Source organism: Sphingomonas sp. CFBP 13720, from assembly GCF_014842075.1.
In the GTDB taxonomy this organism is placed as follows: Bacteria; Pseudomonadota; Alphaproteobacteria; order Sphingomonadales; family Sphingomonadaceae; genus Sphingomonas.
The window spans coordinates 20,135-39,037 of sequence record NZ_JACYVA010000007.1 but is presented as its reverse complement, the minus strand read 5'-3'; the positions used below and the strand labels follow the sequence as shown (position 1 = coordinate 39,037).

The following is an 18,903-nucleotide window of genomic DNA, read 5'->3' as shown; positions in this document are numbered from 1 at the left end:
CCCGTGCGATGGCTGGACGGCAGGGTGCCCTACGCGCCAGTTACGATCCGCCCCGGCGCACCGTTCACCCGAACGTTTTCCATACGGATATTCGTCGTGTCGCGGGCGATCAGGGCGGTCCGGTCGGGATCGGTCAGTCGCACGTCGATGTTCCGCAACACGAAGTCGCTGATCGTGGTGGTCGGGTTGCCCGAGATGCTGCCAAAACCGCGCGTCGTCCCGCGCACATCCTCGATCACGACATCGCGGATGATCGCGCCGGGCATCTTCGGCGCGACCTTTGTCCCATGCGTAAGCCGGGCGTTGACGATCAGGCCGATCGCCGGATCGCTCATGCTGAAATTTGGAATGTCGGTGCCATAAAACACCTCGTCATTGTGCCAGCGGGAAGTCGGCGTCGGTGCTTCGGCCAGCCGTACGCCCTTGACCCGCAGCTTTTCATAGACCTGTCCGGGCGTGTCGGGCCGCACCTTGAACCGGATGGTCGGAATGTCGCCGACATTGGTGATCCGTTCGACCCGCACGTCGCGCACGACCGTCGCGTTGCTGCCGTACGTGACACAGCCCAGCCCATGTTCGAACACGCAATCGTGGATGTGGATGCGCTCGACCGGCGGCGCTTCGGCATAGGCGGCCGCCCCCGGCCCCTGTGTCCCCTTCAGCGCGATGCAGTCGTCGTCGACCGAGAACCGGCAGCGCCGCACGACCACGTCCTGGCAACTGTCGAGGTCGATTCCGTCACTGCTGGGTGCGCGGATCACATGCGGCACCTCGAACGCGCAATCCTCGATCACCGCGCGGCGACAGCGATAGAGGTGCAGGTTCCAGAACGCCGGGTCCTTGAACGTCACGCCGCTGACCAGAACGTCGTTACAGTCCTCGATCGCGCAGAGTTGCGGCAGGTGATACTGGACCTTCGCCGTGCCGACATATTCGTCGGGCATTTCGAAGAACTTCCGCCAGAACGGATCGCCCTGTCCGTCGAGCGTTCCCGGCCCGACGATGCGCAGGCCATGGTTGCCCGTCGCGTTGACCAGCGCCAGCCGCAGCGGTTCGGGATAGGCTTCGGCAAAGCGCCGCAGGACCAGCGGATAATCGGACAGGCGGGCCGATCCCTTCAGCACCGCGCCGCGCAGCAACGCCATGCCGACCCCCGGTCGCAGGATGATCGAACCGCTGACGAACACCCCGGCGGGGACAGCGATCATGCCGCCGCCGCCCGCTGCGCATGCGTCGATGGCGCGCTGGATGGCGGCGGTATTGACGGTTCGTCCGTCGCCGATCGCACCATGATCGCGAATGTCGATCGTGCGTTGCCGCTGCCCCAGCGCGATGCCGGGGGCAGCAGCCATCGACAGCGTGCCGGCAAGGCCGCGCAACAGGGTCCGGCGTCCGTTCACGATCCCATCCCCCGCGTTCCGCACGATCATCGGGTCAGGTCCGTGCGGCCCATGCGACGAAATCCTGCCGCTGTTCGCCCAGCCGTTCGATACCCAGCGTGACGACGTCGCCGGCTTTCAGATACCATGGCTCGGGCTTCTGGCCGAGACCGACGCCGGGTGGCGTGCCCGTGGTGATGATGTCGCCGGGTTCCAGCGTCATGAATTGCGAAAGATAGGCGATGATCTGCGCCACGGTGAAGATCATTGTCGCGCTCGATCCGTTCTGCATCCGGCGCCCGTTGACCGACAGCCACATCGACAGCGCCTGCGGATCGCCCGCTTCGTCCGCCGTGACCAGCCACGGGCCGACCGGGCCGAACGTCGGAAAGCCCTTGCCCTTGTCCCACGTCGGGCCGCGTTCGACCTGCCAATGCCGTTCGGACACGTCGTTGACGACGCAATAGCCGGCGACGTGCGACAGCGCGTCTGCTTCGCTGACATGGCTCGCTTCGGTGCCGATGACGACGCCCAGCTCGACTTCCCAATCGGTCTTCAGCGAATCCTTGGGGATCACCACCGGGTCGTTCGGCCCCTGGATGCAATTGACCCATTTGCTGAATACGACCGGTTCTTCCGGGATCGGCAAATTGGATTCGGCGGCATGGTCGGCATAGTTCAGGCCGATCGCGATGAACTTGCGCGTGCCCGCAACCGGCGGTCCGTAGCGCAGATCGCCGGTCGCCAGCGGCAGCGTCGCAGGATCGATCGCGGCGATCCGCGCCAGCGACGCAGGGGACAGCGCGTCGCCGGACAGGTCGCCGACGACGGACGACAGGTCGCGGATACGACCCTCTGCATCGACGACACCGGGTTTTTCGACATTCGGGCTACCGTAACGACACAGCTTCACTTGGACATTCTCCATCTGACCGAACGACGATCATAGCCGGTTTACTCGCCACGGCGAGCCCGTTACGATTAGGTCATAATACGTCATACGTCAAATGATGGTCGTGGAGAGTAGCATGCTGCAACGGTGGTGCATGGTCGGGATGATGGTGCCGGCGATGGTCGTGACGGCGCCTGCCGCCGCGTCGGAACGTACCGAGGTGCAACTGGCGGAAGGCTGGCGTTTCCATCAGGGCGCGGTGCCGGGCGATGCGACCGCGACCGCCTATGACGACAGCGGATGGGATCGCGTGGCGGTGCCGCACACATGGAACCGCGTCGGCAATTATGCCGTCACCCGCCGGCCGGATGCGAACACGACGCGCGGGGTGGGCTGGTATCGGCTGCGCTTCACTGCGCCCGCCGCGACGAAGGGCAAGCGCGTCTATCTCCAGTTCGACGCCGCCAGCATCGTGGCCGACATATGGGTCAACCGTCGCAAGCTGGGCCGTCACGAAGGCGCGTTCAGCCGCTTCCGTATCGATGCCACCGACGCGATCCGCGCGGGTGAGAACATACTGGTGGTAAAGGTCGACAATTCCAAACCCGGACCGGGCAGCCCCACCGAATTCGTCGTGCCGATCTCCGGCGACTTCTTCATGTATGGCGGGCTGTACCGCCCGGTGTCGCTGATTACGACCGGACAGGCGCATATCGACCTGCTCGATCATGGCGGACCCGGTGTGTACGGGCGCATCGCCGCACTGGACGATGGCAGTGCGCGTGTGGCGGTACGGACGCGTCTGCGCAACGATGGCCGCTCGGGCGCGATGACGCTGCGCACGACCATCCTCGACAATGACGGACGAACGGTCGCGCGCGACGAACAACGGCTTCGGCTGGCCGCCGGGGCGAATGTCGAGCGGGAGGCGATGCTGACGATCGCCAGACCCCGGCGCTGGAACGGGACTGCGGACCCGTATCTCTACCGCATGGTCGTGGAGTTGGTCGGGCAGGGGGCGTCGGATCGCGTCGAACAGCCGCTGGGCCTGCGCACGGTGGCCGTCGATCCGAACCGGGGCTTCCTGCTGAACGGCAAGCCGTTGCCGCTACGGGGCGTCAACCGTCATCAGGATCGGCAGGAGAAGGGCTGGGCACTGACCACCGCCGATCATGCGCAGGACATGGCGTTGATCGAGGAACTGGGCGCGAATTCGGTTCGGCTGGCGCATTACAATCACGCCACGCCGTTCTACGACCTAGCCGACCGCAACGGCATGGTGTTGTGGGCCGAACTGGGACTGGTCAACCTCGCCTCGATCCCCGGCGTCGCCGATACGCCGCCTGCGATGAAGGCCAGTGCCGAGGCGCAGATGGTCGAACTGATCCGCCAGAATTACAACCATCCCTCGGTCGGGGTCTGGTCGATCGGGAACGAGATCACGAACTGGGCATCGAAGGGGCTGACCCCATCGAACGCCCGGCCGCTGATGAACGCGCTCGACGTGGTAGCGAAGCGTGAGGACCCGTCCCGGCCAACCACGATCGCCGCGTGCTGCGAAGTGCTGCCGGGCGAGAAGGACGACGGACGCGATCGCACCGCCGGGACCGCCGATACGGTCGCCTACAACCTGTATTACGGCTGGTACGTCTCCGGCCGGGTGTCCGACGCTTCGAAGCTGGGCGCGGTGATGCGCGGCTATCATCGGGAAAACCCGACATTGCCGGTCGGCGTCGGCGAATATGGCGCGGGCGGTGCGATCACGCAGCACACCGACAACGTCCATGGCGGAAAGATCGAAAGCATCTATCGCCCGCAGGCCGAGGAGATTCAGGCGGTCGTCCACGAACTGTCGTGGAAGGAACTCAAGCCGCTCGATTTCCTGTGGGGAACATGGGTGTGGCAGATGTTCGACGCGACCAGCGACCTGCGCGAGGAAGGCGACAGTACCGACATCAATACCAAGGGGTTGGTGACGTTCGACCGCACGGTCCGAAAGGACGCCTACTGGTTCTACAAGGCGGCGTGGAGCACGAAGCCCGTGCTGCACCTGACGGGGCGGCGTTATGTCGATCGCGCCTATCCGGTGGTCGACATCCGCGCCTATGCCAATGCACCCGAAGCGATGCTGACCGTCAACGGACGGTCGATCGGCCGTGCCGCCTGTGCCGATTATGTGTGCGTATGGCCGAAGGTTCGGCTGGGCGCGGGCGACAATGCGGTGGTCGCCACGGCGGCGGGGCAGAGCGATCGGATGACACTGCGCTACACCGGACCGCAGCGTGCGATCCATGTCCGCACGGGTACGCTGGAAGGCGTCACGCTCGGCAATGGCACGCGCTACGGATCGGACGATTTCTTCGATGGCGGCCTCGGCTTCACGCTCAATCCGTATCAGCGCGAACTCTATGCGGCGGACCAGACGCGCAAGCCGGGCAAGGTCGTCGCGGGCGCGGGCGAACCACGCCTCTATGCGAGCTGGCGCGCGGGCAAGGCCTTCCGCTACGCCCTGCCGCTGCCCGATGGCCGGTATCGCGTGACGCTGCACCTGTTCGATCCGACCGAGACGGCGGCGGGCAAGCGGGTGTTCACCGTGGTGGCCAGCGGCGGCGCGACGCAGCGCATCGACGTGGTGGCCCGTGCCGGTGGCGGGTTGCGGGCGACGACGGTGGACCTGCCCGCGACCGCGACTGGCGGCATGCTGACGCTGGACTTTGCCGGGGTGGTCGGCGACGCCGTGGTTTCGGCGATCGACGTCGTGGCGCGGTAAGAAGCGGGGGCGCGCCTCGCCGCGCCCCCCGCCCGGTCAGTCGTGTTCACCCAGCGCGAAGATACGGTCCATCGGATACCATGTGCCGTCCGGTCCGGCGACGGGGATCGGCTGCTGGAACCGCAGCATTTTTTCGACCCACGCGACCACGGCAGGATTTGCCGCATCGGCGGCCGCCTTGGCTTCCCCGCTGTAGCGTTCGCCGGCTTCGATGATCATGAACAGCCGGTTGCCCGCCCGCCAGATCTGCATGTCCTCGATCCCCGCATCACGAATCGACCGGGTGACAGCCGGGTCGGTGTTGCCGACGCGGTGCCAATGTTCGTATTCGGCGATCAGCGGCGCATCGTCGACCAGGTCGAGCGCAAGACAGATGCGCGTGGTCATGCGTTGGTCCACCCGCCGTCGATCACGCTTGCGGTGCCGGTGGTGTAGGACGACGCATCGCTGCCCAGATACAGCGCCAGTTCGGCGATCTCGCGCGCAAGTCCGATCCGGCCCATCGGTTGCCGTGCGACGAATTCCGTGCGGGCCTTGTCTGCGTCGCCGGTGGCGGCCAGCCGATCGTCCAGCGATGGCGACTGCACCGTGCCGGGGCAGATCGCGTTGCAACGAATGCCCTGTCCCACAAAGTCCTGCGCGACCGATTTGGTCAGGCCGATGACCGCAGCTTTCGATGCGCCATAAACGAAGCGGTTCGGCACCGCGATGATCGATCCCGATACCGACGACATGTTGACGATCGATCCTCCCCCGCGCGCGATCATCGCGGGCAGGAACGCACGGATCATGCGATAGGCGGACTTGACGTTCAGATCGAACGAGAAGTCGAAATCGGCTTCGTCGGTGGTCAGGATTGTTCCTGCGTGGACGAATCCGGCGCAGTTGAACAGAATGTCGACCGCGCCGACCTTCTCGCCGAACGCGGCGATCGCCGCGCCGTCGCGCAGGTCGAGTATGGCCGTCTCGCATCCCTCCAGCGTCGACAGGGCGTCCGCATTGATATCGGCGGCGATGACGCGTGCCCCTTCGGCCGCGAACAGTTCGGCGGCGGCGCGCCCGATGCCCTGGGCGGCGGCGGTGATGACGGCGGTCTTGCCTGCTAGGCGCATCGGATATTGCTTTCGTTCAGGGTGAAACGGGAACCGGGGTATCTGCACGGATCAGGCCGCGATCCTTCAGGTCGCGCCACATCGCCGACGGGATCGCCAGGTCCATCAGCGTGACGGCCTGCGCCACCTGTGCGGGACTGCCCATGCCGGGGATGACCGACACGACCTGCGGATGCGCCAGCGGCAGTTGCAGCGCGGCGGCGGCCAGCGGCACGCCATGCGCGATACAGACATCCTCGATCGCGCCGACGCGTTCGACGATCGCGGGTGGGGCGGGCTGATAGTCGTAATGCACGTCGCCGCCGTGCCGCACGCCCTTGGCAAGGATGCCCGAATTATACGGACCGCCCAGCACGATCTTCACGTCGCGCGCCTCGCACAGCGGCAGGAAGGTTTCGAGCGCGTCCTGCTCCAGCAAGGTATAGCGCCCTGCCAGCAGCACCACGTCGATCGCGCCGACGGCCAGCACTTCCTCGCACACCCGCGTTTCGTTGACGCCCAGCCCGATCGCCCCGACCGCGCCACTGTCGCGCAATTCGCGCAGCGCGCGGTAGCCACCGTCCATGAACTCGGCGAACCGGCGCGGATGATCGTCGCCATGCGCCATTGCCCCGATGTCATGCACATAGAGGATGTCGATCCGGTCGCGCCGCAACCGGACGCGGCTGGCCTCATAGGATCGCATCACCGCGTCGTAGCTATAGTCGAATACGCTTTCGAACGGCTCGGGCGTCACGAACGCCTGCCGCATCACACCCAGATCGGTGCCGGGAGGTACGGGCGTGAGCAGCCGTCCGACCTTGGTCGATATGATCGCGGTTTCGCCGGGGTCCAGTTCGGCCAGCGCAGCACCGACCCGCTTTTCGCTGAGGCCGAAGCCGTAATGCGGCGCGGTATCGATATAGCGTATTCCGGCATCCCACGCGGCGCGCAGCGTCGCGGCGGCATCGGTGTCGGGCATCGAACGATAGATGTTCCCGATCGACGCGGCACCGAAGCCGAGCCGTCCGAGCGTAGCGAGATCGACCATGACGCACTCCAACCGACGTTGCCGTCAGCTAGATAACATCATACGTCATACGTCAATGGCGTAAAACTCGCGGGTGGCACCGACGAACAGCCGATCGCGCTCGTCGGACGACACGGAACCGATCAGATCGAGCGTCGCCTGCACCCAGTCCGCATAGCGATCGCCGACCTGACGCAGCACCGGCCAGTCGCTGCCCCACATCAGCCGCTTCCCGAAGCATGCCCGAAGATGCGCGACATAGGGCCGCAACGCCGCATAGGGCTGTTCCGGCGCCTGTTCGGTACGCAGCCCTGACAATTTGCACCAGACGTTGGGCAGGGTCGCCAGCGCGGCGATCTCGTCCCGCCACGGATCGAGTTCGCCCTGCGCCACGTGCGGCTTCGCGGCATGATCGATGACGATCGGCAGGGTCGGCCAACGCATCGCGAACCGGTGAAGCGTCGGCAAATGGCGTGGCTGGATCAGCGCATCGAACCGCAGGCCATGCGCGACCATCGTCTCGATCGCCGGGGTCAGGTCGGCACGCAGCATCCATTCGGTATCGGCGATCCCCTGCAGCATCGGCCGCAATCCACGCAGCTTCGGATGGCGCGCGATGTCGGCGATCCGGTCCACCGCCGCCGGATGCGACAGTTCCACCCATCCGACCATCGCGCGTATCACCGGATCGTCGAGCGTCAGCATCCAGTCGGTATCGCGGTCGTCCGGCTGCGCCTGCACCAGCACCGCGCCGGCGCGATCATATCCGCCCGCCTCCGCATGCAGATCGGCGGGCAGGAAATCGCGATGGAGCAGCGGCCAGTCGGCGTCGGGCCAGACGTGCCCCGGACCACCGATCCGCCAGAAATGAACGTGCGAATCAACGATACGCATCGCGGCGGTCAGCGATGCAGTTCGCGGGCGGCCCGGCGGCGTGCCCACGACAATTCGATATGATCGCGCATCGCCTGCGACGCCCCGTCGGCATCGCCGCGAACGATCGCTTCATAGATCGCTTCGTGCGCGGCATGGGTCTGGCGGACATGCTCGACGTTCAGCTTGCCGCTATAGCCGTGGTTGCGCAGCGCTTCGGCCTGCACGCCGTCGATCACCGCCTTGCTCAGCTTGTCGCCCGAAATACGCATCACGATGTCGTGAAACGCGACGTCCTCATGCACATAGGCGGCGGGGTGGGGGATCAGCCGTTCCAGCTTGGCCATCTGTTCGGTCAGTTCGGCGATGGCGGCGGGGGTGCGCCGCTCCGCAGCCTTGGCGGCCATCGCCCCTTCGAGCAGCGAACGGATTTCGGACAGATTATCCAGATAGACCAGCCCGTCCTCGCGCTGGAACAACGCCGCGAGGATCATCGGGTCGAGCATGCCCCACGCGCTCGAATCGCGGACGATCGTGCCGCGTCCCTGCTGCGATACCACCAGCCCCTTTTCGGTCAGCGCCATCGTCGCTTCGCGGATGACGGTGCGGCTGACCCCGTACATCTCGCCCAGCATTCCTTCGGGCGGCAATGCGGTTCCCGCCGGATAGGTTTCGGTGACGATCGACTTCACCAGATCCTCGACCACTGCTTCGGCAAGACGTGGTCGGCGACGGATACGCAGCGATTCCGCAGGCGGTGTTTCGGTCATGGGCGTCGCGTCTCGTTCCGGCATGGGGGTGATATAGGATCGGAATCGTGGGCCTGTCGACGCGCGTTCGTCAACGCCTTGCCAACGACAAAGATAATACATAATATGTTTCCACGTCGCAGGACAGTTTGCGGACGTGGGGGAGGCGTGGATGAAAGTAACCGGCTATCGCAGCCTTGTCACTTCGCATGATTGGGGACGCCCGGTCGGCGATGTGAACGGCGTGGTCGCATCCGGCATCACCGACGTGCCGATCCTGATCCTCGAAACCGACGGCGGTCTCGAAGGCGTGGGTCTGGGACAGCATGGCGATATCGCCCGCGTGTTCGGCGCGGTCGAGGGACAGGACCCGCGCGCCGCGCCCGCGCTGTACGACAGCATGCTGGCGCATGTGTTCAAGAGCGGCCATGCCGGGCAGACCTATGGCGCGGTCGCCGCGATCGACATGGCGCTGTGGGATCTGAAGGCGAAGATGGCGGACGAACCGTTGTGGCGCACGCTGGGTGCCGCCGACCGGTTCGTGCGCGGATATGCGTCGGGGCTGTGCCACGGGCTGGACGACGATGCCTTTGCCGCATTGTACGCGCGCTTTGCCGAGCGCGGCTTCACCGCTGCGAAGATCAAGGGCGGCCGCGATATCAAGCGCGACATCCGCCGGCTGAAGCAGGTGCACGGGATCATGGGCGACAACAGCAGCGCGCCGGCGCTGATGCTGGACGTCAACGAAAGCTGGAATTGCAAACAGGCGATCCGGCATCTGGCGGAGATCGAGGCGGCAGGCATCGACCTGACGTGGATCGAGGAGCCGGTCCGCCGCTGGGACGTCCATGGGTTGGCCGCCGTATCGCGCGCCGCGCGCTGCGCGGTCGCGACCGGCGAGAATCTGACCGGGCTGGAACAGTTCGCGCCGCTGCTCGACGCGCACGCTGTCGATGTGGTGCAGACGGGCAGCGTGTGGGGCGTCACCCATTTCCAGCGCGTCGCGATCGCCGCGCACGTCCGCGACCTGCCCGTGTCGCCGGTCGGATATGACGGCAACCCGATCGCGCATGCCGCCGCCGCCGCGCCGAACATGATCGGCATCGAAGTGCAGGATCTGGCATGGCCCGACGGGCTGGATATCGATCAGGAGATCGCCGACGGCGGCATCGTGCTGGGCGACCGGCCGGGGCTGGGGATCGTCGTGGACGAGGCCCGGATCGCACGCGATCGTGCGGGCAACGGTTGGATGACCAGCGGCGGGCCGCATCGCCGTCCGCGCGAAGCCGGGCTGCGGCTGGTCCCGGATGGGGAGCGGGTGCGTTGAGCTCGGCACCGATCGTGCCGCCGGTGCCGGGACCCGTCCCGGTCCCGAACGACAGTGCGGCCCCTGTCGAAACCGCGATTCCAGCCTATGTCACCGGCGGTACGCGCTGGCGGCTGCAAATCTCGCTGATGGTCAATTTCTTTCTGCTGATGGCGCTCTACAGCGGCGTTCTGGGCGTCCTACTGCCGAACCAGATCGCGGAACTGGATGCGGGGAACAAGGCGAACAACCTCGCGCTGCTGTTCGCCATCACCTCGATCTTCTCGACGCTGGCGACGCCGATCGCGGGTGCGTTGTCCGATCGGACGCGCAGCCGCTGGGGCCGCCGCGCGCCATGGATCGCGATCGGATCGCTGTTCGGTTCGCTGGCGCTGTTCGGCGTGTCGTTGATGACCAGTTTCTGGTCGCTGATCGTGCTGTGGGTGATGGCCGCCGTTGCCTATAATTCGATGCAGCCCGCGATGACGACGCTGATCGCGGACCGGTTCGCGCCGGAAGTCCGCGGCAACGTATCGGGGATCGTCGGGGCGGGCATGACCGCCGGGCTGACCGCCGGGACCGTTGTCGCCGGGTATCTGGCGGGGCAGGCGGTGCTGGCATATGGCCTGTTCGCCGCTGCCGTGGCGGTGTCCGGCCTCGCCTTCGTGCTGCTGAACCGAGAACCGTCGAGCGCGGCGGTGCCGCATCGCCCGATCCGCTGGGGCGAATTCGTGCGCGGCTTCTGGATATCGCCGCGCGACCATCCCGACTTCGCATGGGCGTTCCTCAGCCGCTTCACGATCTACATGGGGTATCAGGGGGTGGCGGCGTATCTGCTGTACATCCTGCGCGACTATATCCGGCTGGGCGACGCGGAATCGAACATCGCGATCGCGAACATGGCGATCGTCACGCTGGTCTGTCTGGTGGCATCGTCGCTGCTGTCCGGGTGGCTGTCGGACCGGATGCAGCGGCGCAAGCCGTTCGTCGTTCTGGGCAGCCTCATCATGGGCTGCGCGATGGTCGCCCCGCTGGCGCTGCCGTCGATGACCGGCATGTGGATCTATGCCGCCGTCATCGGCGTGGGCTACGGCATGTTCATGTCGATCGACATCGCGCTGATGACGCAGGTGCTGCCGCAAAGCGCATTGGGCGACGAAGGCCGCGACCTCGGCGTGCTGACCACCGCCGTCAACATTCCGCAGATCATCAGCCCGGTGATGGCCGCCGCGCTGCTCGGTATGACCGGTGGCGACTACCGTGTGATTTTCGCCGCCGCGATCGTGTTCGTGTTCGGATCGGCGCTATGCGTGCTACCCATCAAATCGGTTCGATAATAGGTAATACGTATTATCATCCTTTGACATGAAACGAAATTCGTGGTGAGAAGGAACAAATAGAAAAGGGAGAGAATAATCATGGCGTTGTTGGCTCGTCGTTTGCGCACTTGCCTGTTGGCAACCCCGGCGCTGGGAGCGCTGATCTTCAGCGGAGCCGCCGCCGCCCAGACCGTCGATCCGGTGCCCGTCGCCCCTGCCGCCGAAGATGCGCAGGCCACGTCGGCCGACGACATCATCGTCACCGGCATCCGTGCCGCCGAACGCGCAGCCATCGATATCAAGCGCAACTCGGTCGGCGTGGTCGATTCGATCGTCGCCGAAGAGCTTGGCAAACTGCCCGACAACAACGTCGCCGAATCGTTGCAGCGCGTCACCGGCGTGACGATCGAACGCAACCGGGGCGAGGGGCGCTTCGTCACCGTTCGCGGTTTCGGACCCAAGTTCAACGCGGTCACGGTCAACGGCCGTACGCTCGCTACCGACAATAATGGCCGCGAATTTTCGTTCGACGTGCTGCCGTCGGAAATCATCTCGGGTGCCGACGTGTACAAATCGCCGCAGGCCAATATCAACGGCGCGTCGATCGGCGCGACGGTCGACGTCCGCACGCTGCGTCCGCTGGACGGCAAGCGCGGGTTTAAGTTCGCGGGTGCCGCCGGTGGCATGTATTCCGAACTGGCGGACACCTATAACCCCGAATTCTCGGCGGTCGGCAGCTGGAAGAACGATGCCGGCACGTTCGGCGTGGCGCTGGCCGGCGTCTATTCGGAGCAGGAAAACCGGATCGACGAGTTCACGATCGGCGCGGGCCATGTCCGCCGGTCCAGCACCGATTCCTATTATAACCGCGCGGGCGTGGCGGGCGGCCGGATCGGCCCAGGCGTCGCACCGTTCTCGCGCATCTCGATGCCGTCGAACCTGTCGCCGTTCTTCTTCGAACGCGATCTGACGCGGTGGGGCGTCAACGCATCGGTCCAGATGCGGCCCAGCGACAAGTTCACCGTCACCATCGATGGCCTGTATTCGAAGGCGCGCTTCGTCGAGCAGCAGACCGGTCTGGCGTACGACTTTGCGGGCGGCATCCTTGCCGAACAAGTGGTCGAGGGCGGCGAAGCGGTCTTCCAGCGCTATGTCGGCGGCTTCGTCGATCAGATCATCCAGTATGACGACCGCGACGTCACGACCGATCAGTTCGGCATCAACGTCGACTGGAAGCCGACCGACGATCTGCGCGTGCGCGTCGACGGGTCGCTGTCCGACGCGCGGCGTCGCGGCAAGGAGAACAACCTGTTCACCACCATCCGTCGCAAGAATGTCGATCTGTCGTTCGACCGGCGCGGCGGCAGCCCGATCTATCAATACGGCTTCACCAGCCCGACCTATGCCAATGCCGCGACCAATCCGCAGGGGCTGACCGCGCATTACTACATCTGGGGCGGCGGGTCCGATATCGACGACGAGATCGAGGAATACCGGACCGATATCGACTGGAAGCCGGGTGGCGGCCCCTTCACCATCTCTGTCGGTGCGCTGGCACAAAGCCGGATCAAGACGATCACCGCCGACGAAACGTCGTTCGCCGAACAATGCGCCTATTGCGACTCCAACCGCGTGTTGCCGCAATCGCTGTTCCAGCCGACCGACCGCAACTTCTTCAAGGGCGAGGGCGGGGACATCATCCGCGACTGGCTGATCTACGACCCGCGCGAGCTGGTGCAGACGATCGACCGGTTCGCGGCAGAGGACGGCCGGACCTTCAACCCGGCGGTCTTCTCGCCATCGGCATCGTCGGTGGTCGATGAGAAGGTGAAGGTCGGCTATGTCATGGGCGCGCTCGACACGTCGATCGGCGGCATGGCGTTGGCGGTCAATGTGGGCCTGCGCTACGAGAATACGGACTATACGTCGTCCGGCGCATCGCGCACCGTGCTGAGCGCGCGGCCCAACGGCGCGGGGCAGAACCTGATCGTCGTGTCGCCGGTCGTGCCGGTCAGCTTCCGGGGCAAGTATGACGACTGGCTGCCGTCGATCAACGCACGCCTGTCGCTGACCGATACCCTGTTGCTGCGCTTCGCCGCGTCGAAGGTCATTACTCGGCCGACGCTGTCCGACCTGTCGCCGCGCCAGACGATCCAGACCAATCCGGGGAACGAGACGATCCGTCGCGGCAATCCCGACCTGCAACCGTTCCGCGCGAAGCAGGCCGAACTGGGCGCCGAATGGTATTTCGCCCCCAGCTCGCTGCTGAACGCCGCCGTGTTCTACAAGGATATCGAATCCTTCGTGACGCTGGTGACGACGGCGCAGGTGGTCGATCAGGTGTCGTTCCAGGTGACGGTGCCCGGCAATGGCAACGGCGCGACGGTCAAGGGCTTCGAAATCGGATACCGCCAGTCGTTCGACAACTGGCTGCCCGCGCCGTTCGACGGGTTCGGCGTCCAGACCAGCTACAACTACACCGACTCCAACGCGAACTATACCAACACCGTCGCCAACGTGTCGTTCGGATTGGAGGGTCTGTCGAAGCACAGCTACAGCCTCGTCGGTTTCTACGAGAAATACGGGCTTTCGGCACGCGCCGCCTATACCTACCGCGACAACTTCCTTCAGGTGGCGTCGGGTCGCAACGGCGAGCCGGAATATTTCGACGCCTATGGCCAGCTCGACGTCAGCCTGTCGTACGATGTCGGTTCGCACTTCACCGTGTTTGCCGACGCGATCAATCTTAACAGTGCCAAGGAGTTCATCTATTCGGTGAGCGAGAACCGCACGAAGGAATATCGCCAGACCGGCCGCCGCGTGTCGGCAGGCGTGCGGGTGCGGTTCTAGGATCGCCCGACCCGGCCCGTACCCCGCAACGGCGGCGGGGTACGGGCTGGTTTCTTCCTCAGCCGTCGAACGTAACCACGTCGCCGATCGCAACGTTCCTGCTGTCCCTCGCGTCCAGCACGCCATCGCGTCGCATCGCCGATGCGATATCATCGACCACCGCCCCCTCGACATTGCGCAACGCCACGACCGGACGCTGGTCGGGCGCTTCGGTCCGCAGCCGCAGGTCGCGGACGGTCAGCCGACGGGCGTGCCGTGCATAGATGCCCGCAGCGGGCAGGGTGCCGAGATAGCTTACCTCAAGGCTCGTTTCGCGGCGATAGGCCGGCGTCCGCTGCGCATCCTCGCGCGTGCCGCCGCCCCGGGTCGTGATGTCTATGCCGTCGAAGCTGACATCCTCGACCGGCGCATCCGCAATCCCTTCGATCCCGGTCGTGAAGCGCGGATCGGCCCCGGATACGACGATATCCTCGAACCGCACTTGCCGCACGCGACCGACCGGCGTGCCCCGTGGCGCGCGCATCCGGGCGCCGTGGTGGACGAACAGCGGATGGTTGACCGGTTCGCGCAGCACGATACCCGATACCGACACGTCTTCCAGCGTACCGCCGTCGACGATCCCCATCAGGATACCGCGCGTGTTGGTGCAGATACAGTCGCTGATCCGCACGCCGCGAAACCCGCCATTGGTTTCGGTGCCCAGCTTGATCCGTCCCAGCACGCCCAGCTTGTCCGGCGAACGATAATCGGATTGCCGATAGCTGCCGTCGAGCAACGATCCCATCGCGTAGCCGCTGGTCTTGCACCCGGCGATCAGCACATCCTCGCACGGCACGGCCTTGCCCAACGCGTAACTGCTCTTCAGGACGATCGCGTCGTCCTTTGGCGCGTTGACGGTGCAGTTGGTGATGCGGACGTCGCGGCACGCGTCGATGTCGATGCCGTCGCGGTCGGTGTCGATCGTCAGCCCGTCGACGTGCAGGTTGGTGCAGCCATGCGCGATCACCGCGAAATGCCCACCCTGCAGGATGGTGAACCCATCGAGCCGGACGTTGCGGCATCGCATCAGCCCGATCGCCTTGTTGGCACGGCCGATCGTCGCCCGTTCGGCCGGATCGCGCAGCGCGAGTTCGCGCGGCGACAGGCCAAGCGCGGCTGCCGATTGCCACCCGGCCCGGCCATGCCAGCGGTCGCCCGGTCCTTCGCGGTCCAGTCCCGTCCCGTGAATCATACCGGGGCCGAGGATCGCGACGTTCGACACGCCGTCGCCGCGAATGAGGCTGTTGTGGACATGCGTGATGCCGAAGTCCTGAAACTGTTCCTCCATATAGTTTTCGGGCGGATCATAGTGCGCGCCATGCACCGCAGGATCGGCGGCGATAATGGTCGCGCCGGCCGACAGCACCAGCGCGATATTGTCGCGCAGCCGCAACGTGAAACACAGATATCGCCCTGCCGGAACCACCACGGTCCCGCCGCCGCGCCGCGCCGCCGCGTCGATCGCGCGGTTGATCGCCGGGCTGTCGATGGCGATCCCGTTTCCCTTTGCACCATGGCGGCGAACGTCTTCGAACATCCCGGCGGTGACCGCCGCCGCGCGATCCGTGAAGCCAGCGGCGAAAAGGACTGCGCCGGCTCCTGTCAGGGCGAAGCGGCGACTGACCGGCGTAGATACTGAAACCATGGGACTCTCCGTTCGGGTATCGTCTTGCAACTCCGCGATACATAAGACATCATACGTCTGTATGCGGTGCTGTCCATGGTGCCCGACGACACCGTGTAGCGGTCTAGGAGCAGGAACGATGAACGCTGGTGCCCCCCGATCGCGATATCGCGCGACCGTGCGCGTGGTGTTGACCATGGCAGGATTGATGACCAGCGCGGCGGCGCTGGCGCAGGCGACGATTCACGTCGCGCCCGACGGCAACGACCGCGCGACCGGCAGCGCGACGCGTCCGGTCCGCTCGCTCGAACGCGCGCAGGCGCTGGTACGGGCGGCAAGTGCCACCGGGGACGTGACGGTCGTGCTTGCCGATGGCACCTATCCGCTGGACCGGCCACTCCGCTTTACGGCGGCCGATGGCGGGCGGGCGGGGCATCGCGTCGAATGGCGCGCGGCGGACGGCGCCCAGCCCGTGCTATCCGGCGGAATGACGGTGCGCGGCTTCCGTCTGCACGACGCAGACCGGCGTATTTGGGTCGCGGACGTTCCCAAGGGTCTCGACGCGCGGCAATTATGGGTCGACGATCAGCTCGCCGAGCGGCCCTGGCTAGAGATCAAGGCCAGCGACGTGGCGTTCTCGGCGACGGGGTTCGATATCGTCAATCCCGACCTCGCCTATGTCGCGGCGGTCGCACGTCCCGACCGGATGGAGGTGGAGGCGACGGGCTTCTTCACCGATCGCTTCTCACCTGTAAAATCGATCGCCGGTCGCACGGTGACGATGCAGCAGCCGGCATGGGATAATAACAGCTGGGGCTATGACACGATCACCAAGCCGATCTTTCCGGCGGACTCGCGGCTGTTCCTCGTCAACGCGCTGGAGTTCATCGGAAAGGCCAATGACTGGCATTCGAAGCCCTATCAATGGTTCCTCGATCCGCAGGCGGGCAAAATCTATCTGCGGATCGCGCAGGACGACGATATCACGCGGTTGAAGGTCGTCCTGCCCCGGCTGGGTGCGCTGGTATCGGTCGCGGGGACGCCCGCCGCACCGGTCGAGCGGCTCGGCTTCCGCGGGTTGCGTTTCTCCTACACCAGCTGGATGGGGCCGTCGCAACCGACGGGCTATGCCAACCAGCAGAGTGGCGCGTTCCTGTCCGACGTGTCGCCGATCCGGCCGAAGGACGCGTGGGAACGCTGTGGCTGGGGCTGTGTCGAGTTCGAATCGATGCGTCAGAAATGGCACCAGATGCCCGCCGCCGTACAAGTCGCCGCCGCGCGCGACGTGACGTTCGAGGGCAATCATTTTACCCAAATCGGTCAGGTCGCGCTGGGCGTCGGCAACGACGCTAACGCGAATCTCAGCGGCGTCGGCCTTGCGACCGCGCGCATCCGGGTGTCGCGCAACCACTTCGCGGTACTGTCGGGCAGCGCGATCATGGCGGGCGGGGTGCGCGTCGATGCCCACCATCCGGGCGACCCGGCGCTCATCAACCGCGATCTGGTGATCGAGGACAATGTCGTGACCAGCGTCAGCCAGGATTATCGCGACAATGCCGCCATCCTGACGACCTATATCACCGGTGCGCGCATCGCCCATAACGACATCAGCGACGCGCCGTATGACGGGATCGCCGTCGGTTGGGGCTGGGGATATAACGACGTCGGCGGCAATCCGAACTATGACGAGAACCAGAAGGGGTACGTTCACAACACCCGCTACACCACGCCGACGACGCTGCGCGACACGCTGGTCGAAAACAACCGCATCCATGGCGTGAAAACATGGTTCATGGATGGCGGCGCGATCTACAACCTGTCGGCCAACCCGAACGCGATCGTCCGTGGCAACCACATCTTCGACATCGGCGGCAAGATCGCGATCTATCTCGACGAAGGCAGCAAGCATTTCAGCGTGACCGGCAACGTCGTGGAGACGCGGGGCAAGTGGCTGAACATCAACACCGCCGGCAAGATGTTCCGGCGGCGCATCTCGACCGACAATCTGGCGACCGGCAACTGGCATAATTCCAGCGCGACCGGCGGGCGCTGGCTGACCGAGATCGGCAACACCGCACGCGACAACATCCTCGTGCCTGATAGCCGGTGGCCGACAGAGGCGCATGCGGTAATCGACCGCGCCGGCGTGCGGAAGTGATCGGTCCGGTCGCTATTCCGACAGCCGGCGCATCGCGTCGAGATGCAGGACCAGATCGGCGCGGTCCGGCATTTCCTCCAGTATCCAGCGCGTCAGCCGTTCGTAATGGGCGACAAACCGCGTGATTGCGGCGTCGTCCATCAGCCCGTCGATCGGCCGCGCCGCCGCTGCCAGCCGCCGACGCAGCGTTTCCTCCTGTTCGGCGCGCCAGCGTGCGACGACTTCGAAACCGGGGGCGGCCAGCAACACCAGCCGGTCGATCCGTCCGAACAGTGCTGCATATTCGTTCGCCAAAGCAATATTTACCGCACGTCGCCAGTCGCCGCCCGCGTCCTGCTCCCGTTCGAGCGCATTGACCGGTTGAACGAGGGCGGCGGGCGACTGCGCACGTGCACCGACGCACCAGCCTTCGAAAATCAGCAAGTCGATAGCCGGCGGGGCCATCGGCCAGCATTCCACCGGCTCGGGCTCGTCGCGCGCCTTGTCGAAGCGCGGCAGCGCAACGGCGTGCCCTGCGCGGATCGCGTCGATCACCGCAATGCCTTGCGCCACGTCGTGCGTCAAAGGCACGCCGCGCGTCCGCAACAACGGGTGTACGTCGCGCGCCAGTCGGTCGCGGGCGGCAGTGCCAAGGTACAGGTCGTCCAGCGACAGGATCGCGACCCGGACGTCGTCGGCGGTCAGACGGTCGCGAAGCGCTGCCGCCACCGTGGACTTGCCGGCCCCCTGCGCACCGCACAGCCCCAGCACCAGCGGTCGCCCGCCGAGCCAACCGCGAACCGCGTTTTCAAGGCGTTCAGTCGCCCCGATCACCGGAGGTTCG

The 18,903-nt window shown here is 65.5% G+C and carries 14 protein-coding genes; 5 read left to right on the top strand and 9 right to left on the bottom strand.

Annotated features, from left to right (window positions below; translation table 11 throughout):
• Nucleotides 1-29 precede the first annotated feature (29 nt).
• Nucleotides 30-1,430: a glycoside hydrolase family 28 protein gene (locus tag IFT55_RS13780; protein WP_192092928.1), complete on the bottom strand. Its 1,401-nt coding sequence runs from the start codon at nucleotides 1,428-1,430 to the stop codon at nucleotides 30-32.
• Nucleotides 1,431-1,434: 4 nt separating this feature from the next.
• Nucleotides 1,435-2,292 (bottom strand): fumarylacetoacetate hydrolase family protein, encoded by an 858-nt coding sequence (locus IFT55_RS13775; RefSeq protein ID WP_192092927.1) that lies wholly within the window; start codon nucleotides 2,290-2,292, stop codon nucleotides 1,435-1,437.
• Between the two features lie 115 nt (nucleotides 2,293-2,407).
• Here IFT55_RS13775 and IFT55_RS13770 point away from each other — a divergent pair, with 115 nt between their 5' ends.
• Complete coding sequence (locus IFT55_RS13770; RefSeq protein ID WP_192092926.1) at nucleotides 2,408-5,041, top strand: glycoside hydrolase family 2 TIM barrel-domain containing protein; 2,634 nt, start codon at nucleotides 2,408-2,410, stop codon at nucleotides 5,039-5,041.
• A gap of 36 nt (nucleotides 5,042-5,077) precedes the next feature.
• On the opposite strand, the gene IFT55_RS13765 is transcribed toward IFT55_RS13770, so the two are convergent.
• Genes IFT55_RS13765 through IFT55_RS13745 form a run of 5 tightly spaced genes read right to left on the bottom strand, consistent with a single transcriptional unit; the run spans nucleotide 5,078 to nucleotide 8,805 of the window.
• Nucleotides 5,078-5,428, bottom strand: coding sequence for an L-rhamnose mutarotase (locus tag IFT55_RS13765; protein ID WP_192092925.1), 351 nt, complete (start codon nucleotides 5,426-5,428; stop codon nucleotides 5,078-5,080).
• Nucleotides 5,425-6,153, bottom strand: a complete 729-nt coding sequence (locus IFT55_RS13760; RefSeq protein ID WP_192092924.1) for an SDR family oxidoreductase — start codon at nucleotides 6,151-6,153, stop codon at nucleotides 5,425-5,427. Before IFT55_RS13760 ends, IFT55_RS13765 begins: the two co-directional genes overlap by 4 nt.
• Nucleotides 6,154-6,169: 16 nt before the next feature.
• Nucleotides 6,170-7,183 (bottom strand): aldo/keto reductase, encoded by a 1,014-nt coding sequence (locus IFT55_RS13755; protein ID WP_192092923.1) that lies wholly within the window; start codon nucleotides 7,181-7,183, stop codon nucleotides 6,170-6,172.
• A 45-nt stretch (nucleotides 7,184-7,228) separates the two neighbouring features.
• Complete coding sequence (locus IFT55_RS13750) at nucleotides 7,229-8,056, bottom strand: amidohydrolase family protein (protein ID WP_192092922.1); 828 nt, start codon at nucleotides 8,054-8,056, stop codon at nucleotides 7,229-7,231.
• An 8-nt stretch (nucleotides 8,057-8,064) separates the two neighbouring features.
• Nucleotides 8,065-8,805, bottom strand: coding sequence for a FadR/GntR family transcriptional regulator (locus IFT55_RS13745; RefSeq protein ID WP_192092921.1), 741 nt, complete (start codon nucleotides 8,803-8,805; stop codon nucleotides 8,065-8,067).
• A gap of 151 nt (nucleotides 8,806-8,956) precedes the next feature.
• Between IFT55_RS13745 and IFT55_RS13740 the strand changes: the two genes are divergently transcribed.
• From IFT55_RS13740 to IFT55_RS13730, 3 genes are all read left to right on the top strand, one after another.
• Nucleotides 8,957-10,111: a mandelate racemase/muconate lactonizing enzyme family protein gene (locus IFT55_RS13740; protein ID WP_192092920.1), complete on the top strand. Its 1,155-nt coding sequence runs from the start codon at nucleotides 8,957-8,959 to the stop codon at nucleotides 10,109-10,111.
• On the top strand, nucleotides 10,108-11,427 hold the full coding sequence (locus IFT55_RS13735; RefSeq protein WP_249403834.1) for an MFS transporter: 1,320 nt from the start codon (nucleotides 10,108-10,110) through the stop codon (nucleotides 11,425-11,427). Before IFT55_RS13740 ends, IFT55_RS13735 begins: the two co-directional genes overlap by 4 nt.
• Before the next feature lie 81 nt (nucleotides 11,428-11,508).
• Complete coding sequence (locus IFT55_RS13730) at nucleotides 11,509-14,259, top strand: TonB-dependent receptor (RefSeq protein ID WP_192092919.1); 2,751 nt, start codon at nucleotides 11,509-11,511, stop codon at nucleotides 14,257-14,259.
• A gap of 58 nt (nucleotides 14,260-14,317) precedes the next feature.
• On the opposite strand, the gene IFT55_RS13725 is transcribed toward IFT55_RS13730, so the two are convergent.
• A complete protein-coding gene (locus tag IFT55_RS13725) occupies nucleotides 14,318-15,943 on the bottom strand; it encodes a rhamnogalacturonidase (protein WP_192092918.1) in 1,626 nt (541 codons plus the stop codon).
• A gap of 118 nt (nucleotides 15,944-16,061) precedes the next feature.
• Here IFT55_RS13725 and IFT55_RS13720 point away from each other — a divergent pair, with 118 nt between their 5' ends.
• Nucleotides 16,062-18,080: a right-handed parallel beta-helix repeat-containing protein gene (locus IFT55_RS13720; protein WP_192092917.1), complete on the top strand. Its 2,019-nt coding sequence runs from the start codon at nucleotides 16,062-16,064 to the stop codon at nucleotides 18,078-18,080.
• 12 nt (nucleotides 18,081-18,092) lie between these two features.
• Here IFT55_RS13720 and IFT55_RS13715 read toward each other — a convergent pair whose 3' ends face one another.
• Entirely contained in the window at nucleotides 18,093-18,893 is an 801-nt protein-coding gene (locus tag IFT55_RS13715) for a kinase (protein WP_192092916.1), read from the bottom strand.
• Nucleotides 18,894-18,903 lie beyond the last annotated feature (10 nt).

Excerpts from the sequence above, each read along its gene's own strand:
- IFT55_RS13725 (WP_192092918.1), bottom strand. The coding sequence starts at position 15,943 with ATGGTTTCAGTATCTACGCCGGTCAGTCGCCGCTTCGCCCTGACAGGA.
- IFT55_RS13760 (WP_192092924.1), bottom strand. The coding sequence starts at position 6,153 with ATGCGCCTAGCAGGCAAGACCGCCGTCATCACCGCCGCCGCCCAGGGC.
- IFT55_RS13765 (WP_192092925.1), bottom strand. The coding sequence starts at position 5,428 with ATGACCACGCGCATCTGTCTTGCGCTCGACCTGGTCGACGATGCGCCG.
- IFT55_RS13720 (WP_192092917.1), top strand. The coding sequence starts at position 16,062 with ATGAACGCTGGTGCCCCCCGATCGCGATATCGCGCGACCGTGCGCGTG.
- IFT55_RS13745 (WP_192092921.1), bottom strand. The coding sequence starts at position 8,805 with ATGACCGAAACACCGCCTGCGGAATCGCTGCGTATCCGTCGCCGACCA.
- IFT55_RS13770 (WP_192092926.1), top strand. The coding sequence starts at position 2,408 with ATGCTGCAACGGTGGTGCATGGTCGGGATGATGGTGCCGGCGATGGTC.
- IFT55_RS13740 (WP_192092920.1), top strand. The coding sequence starts at position 8,957 with ATGAAAGTAACCGGCTATCGCAGCCTTGTCACTTCGCATGATTGGGGA.
- IFT55_RS13750 (WP_192092922.1), bottom strand. The coding sequence starts at position 8,056 with ATGCGTATCGTTGATTCGCACGTTCATTTCTGGCGGATCGGTGGTCCG.
- IFT55_RS13755 (WP_192092923.1), bottom strand. The coding sequence starts at position 7,183 with ATGGTCGATCTCGCTACGCTCGGACGGCTCGGCTTCGGTGCCGCGTCG.
- IFT55_RS13730 (WP_192092919.1), top strand. The coding sequence starts at position 11,509 with ATGGCGTTGTTGGCTCGTCGTTTGCGCACTTGCCTGTTGGCAACCCCG.
- IFT55_RS13780 (WP_192092928.1), bottom strand. The coding sequence starts at position 1,430 with ATGATCGTGCGGAACGCGGGGGATGGGATCGTGAACGGACGCCGGACC.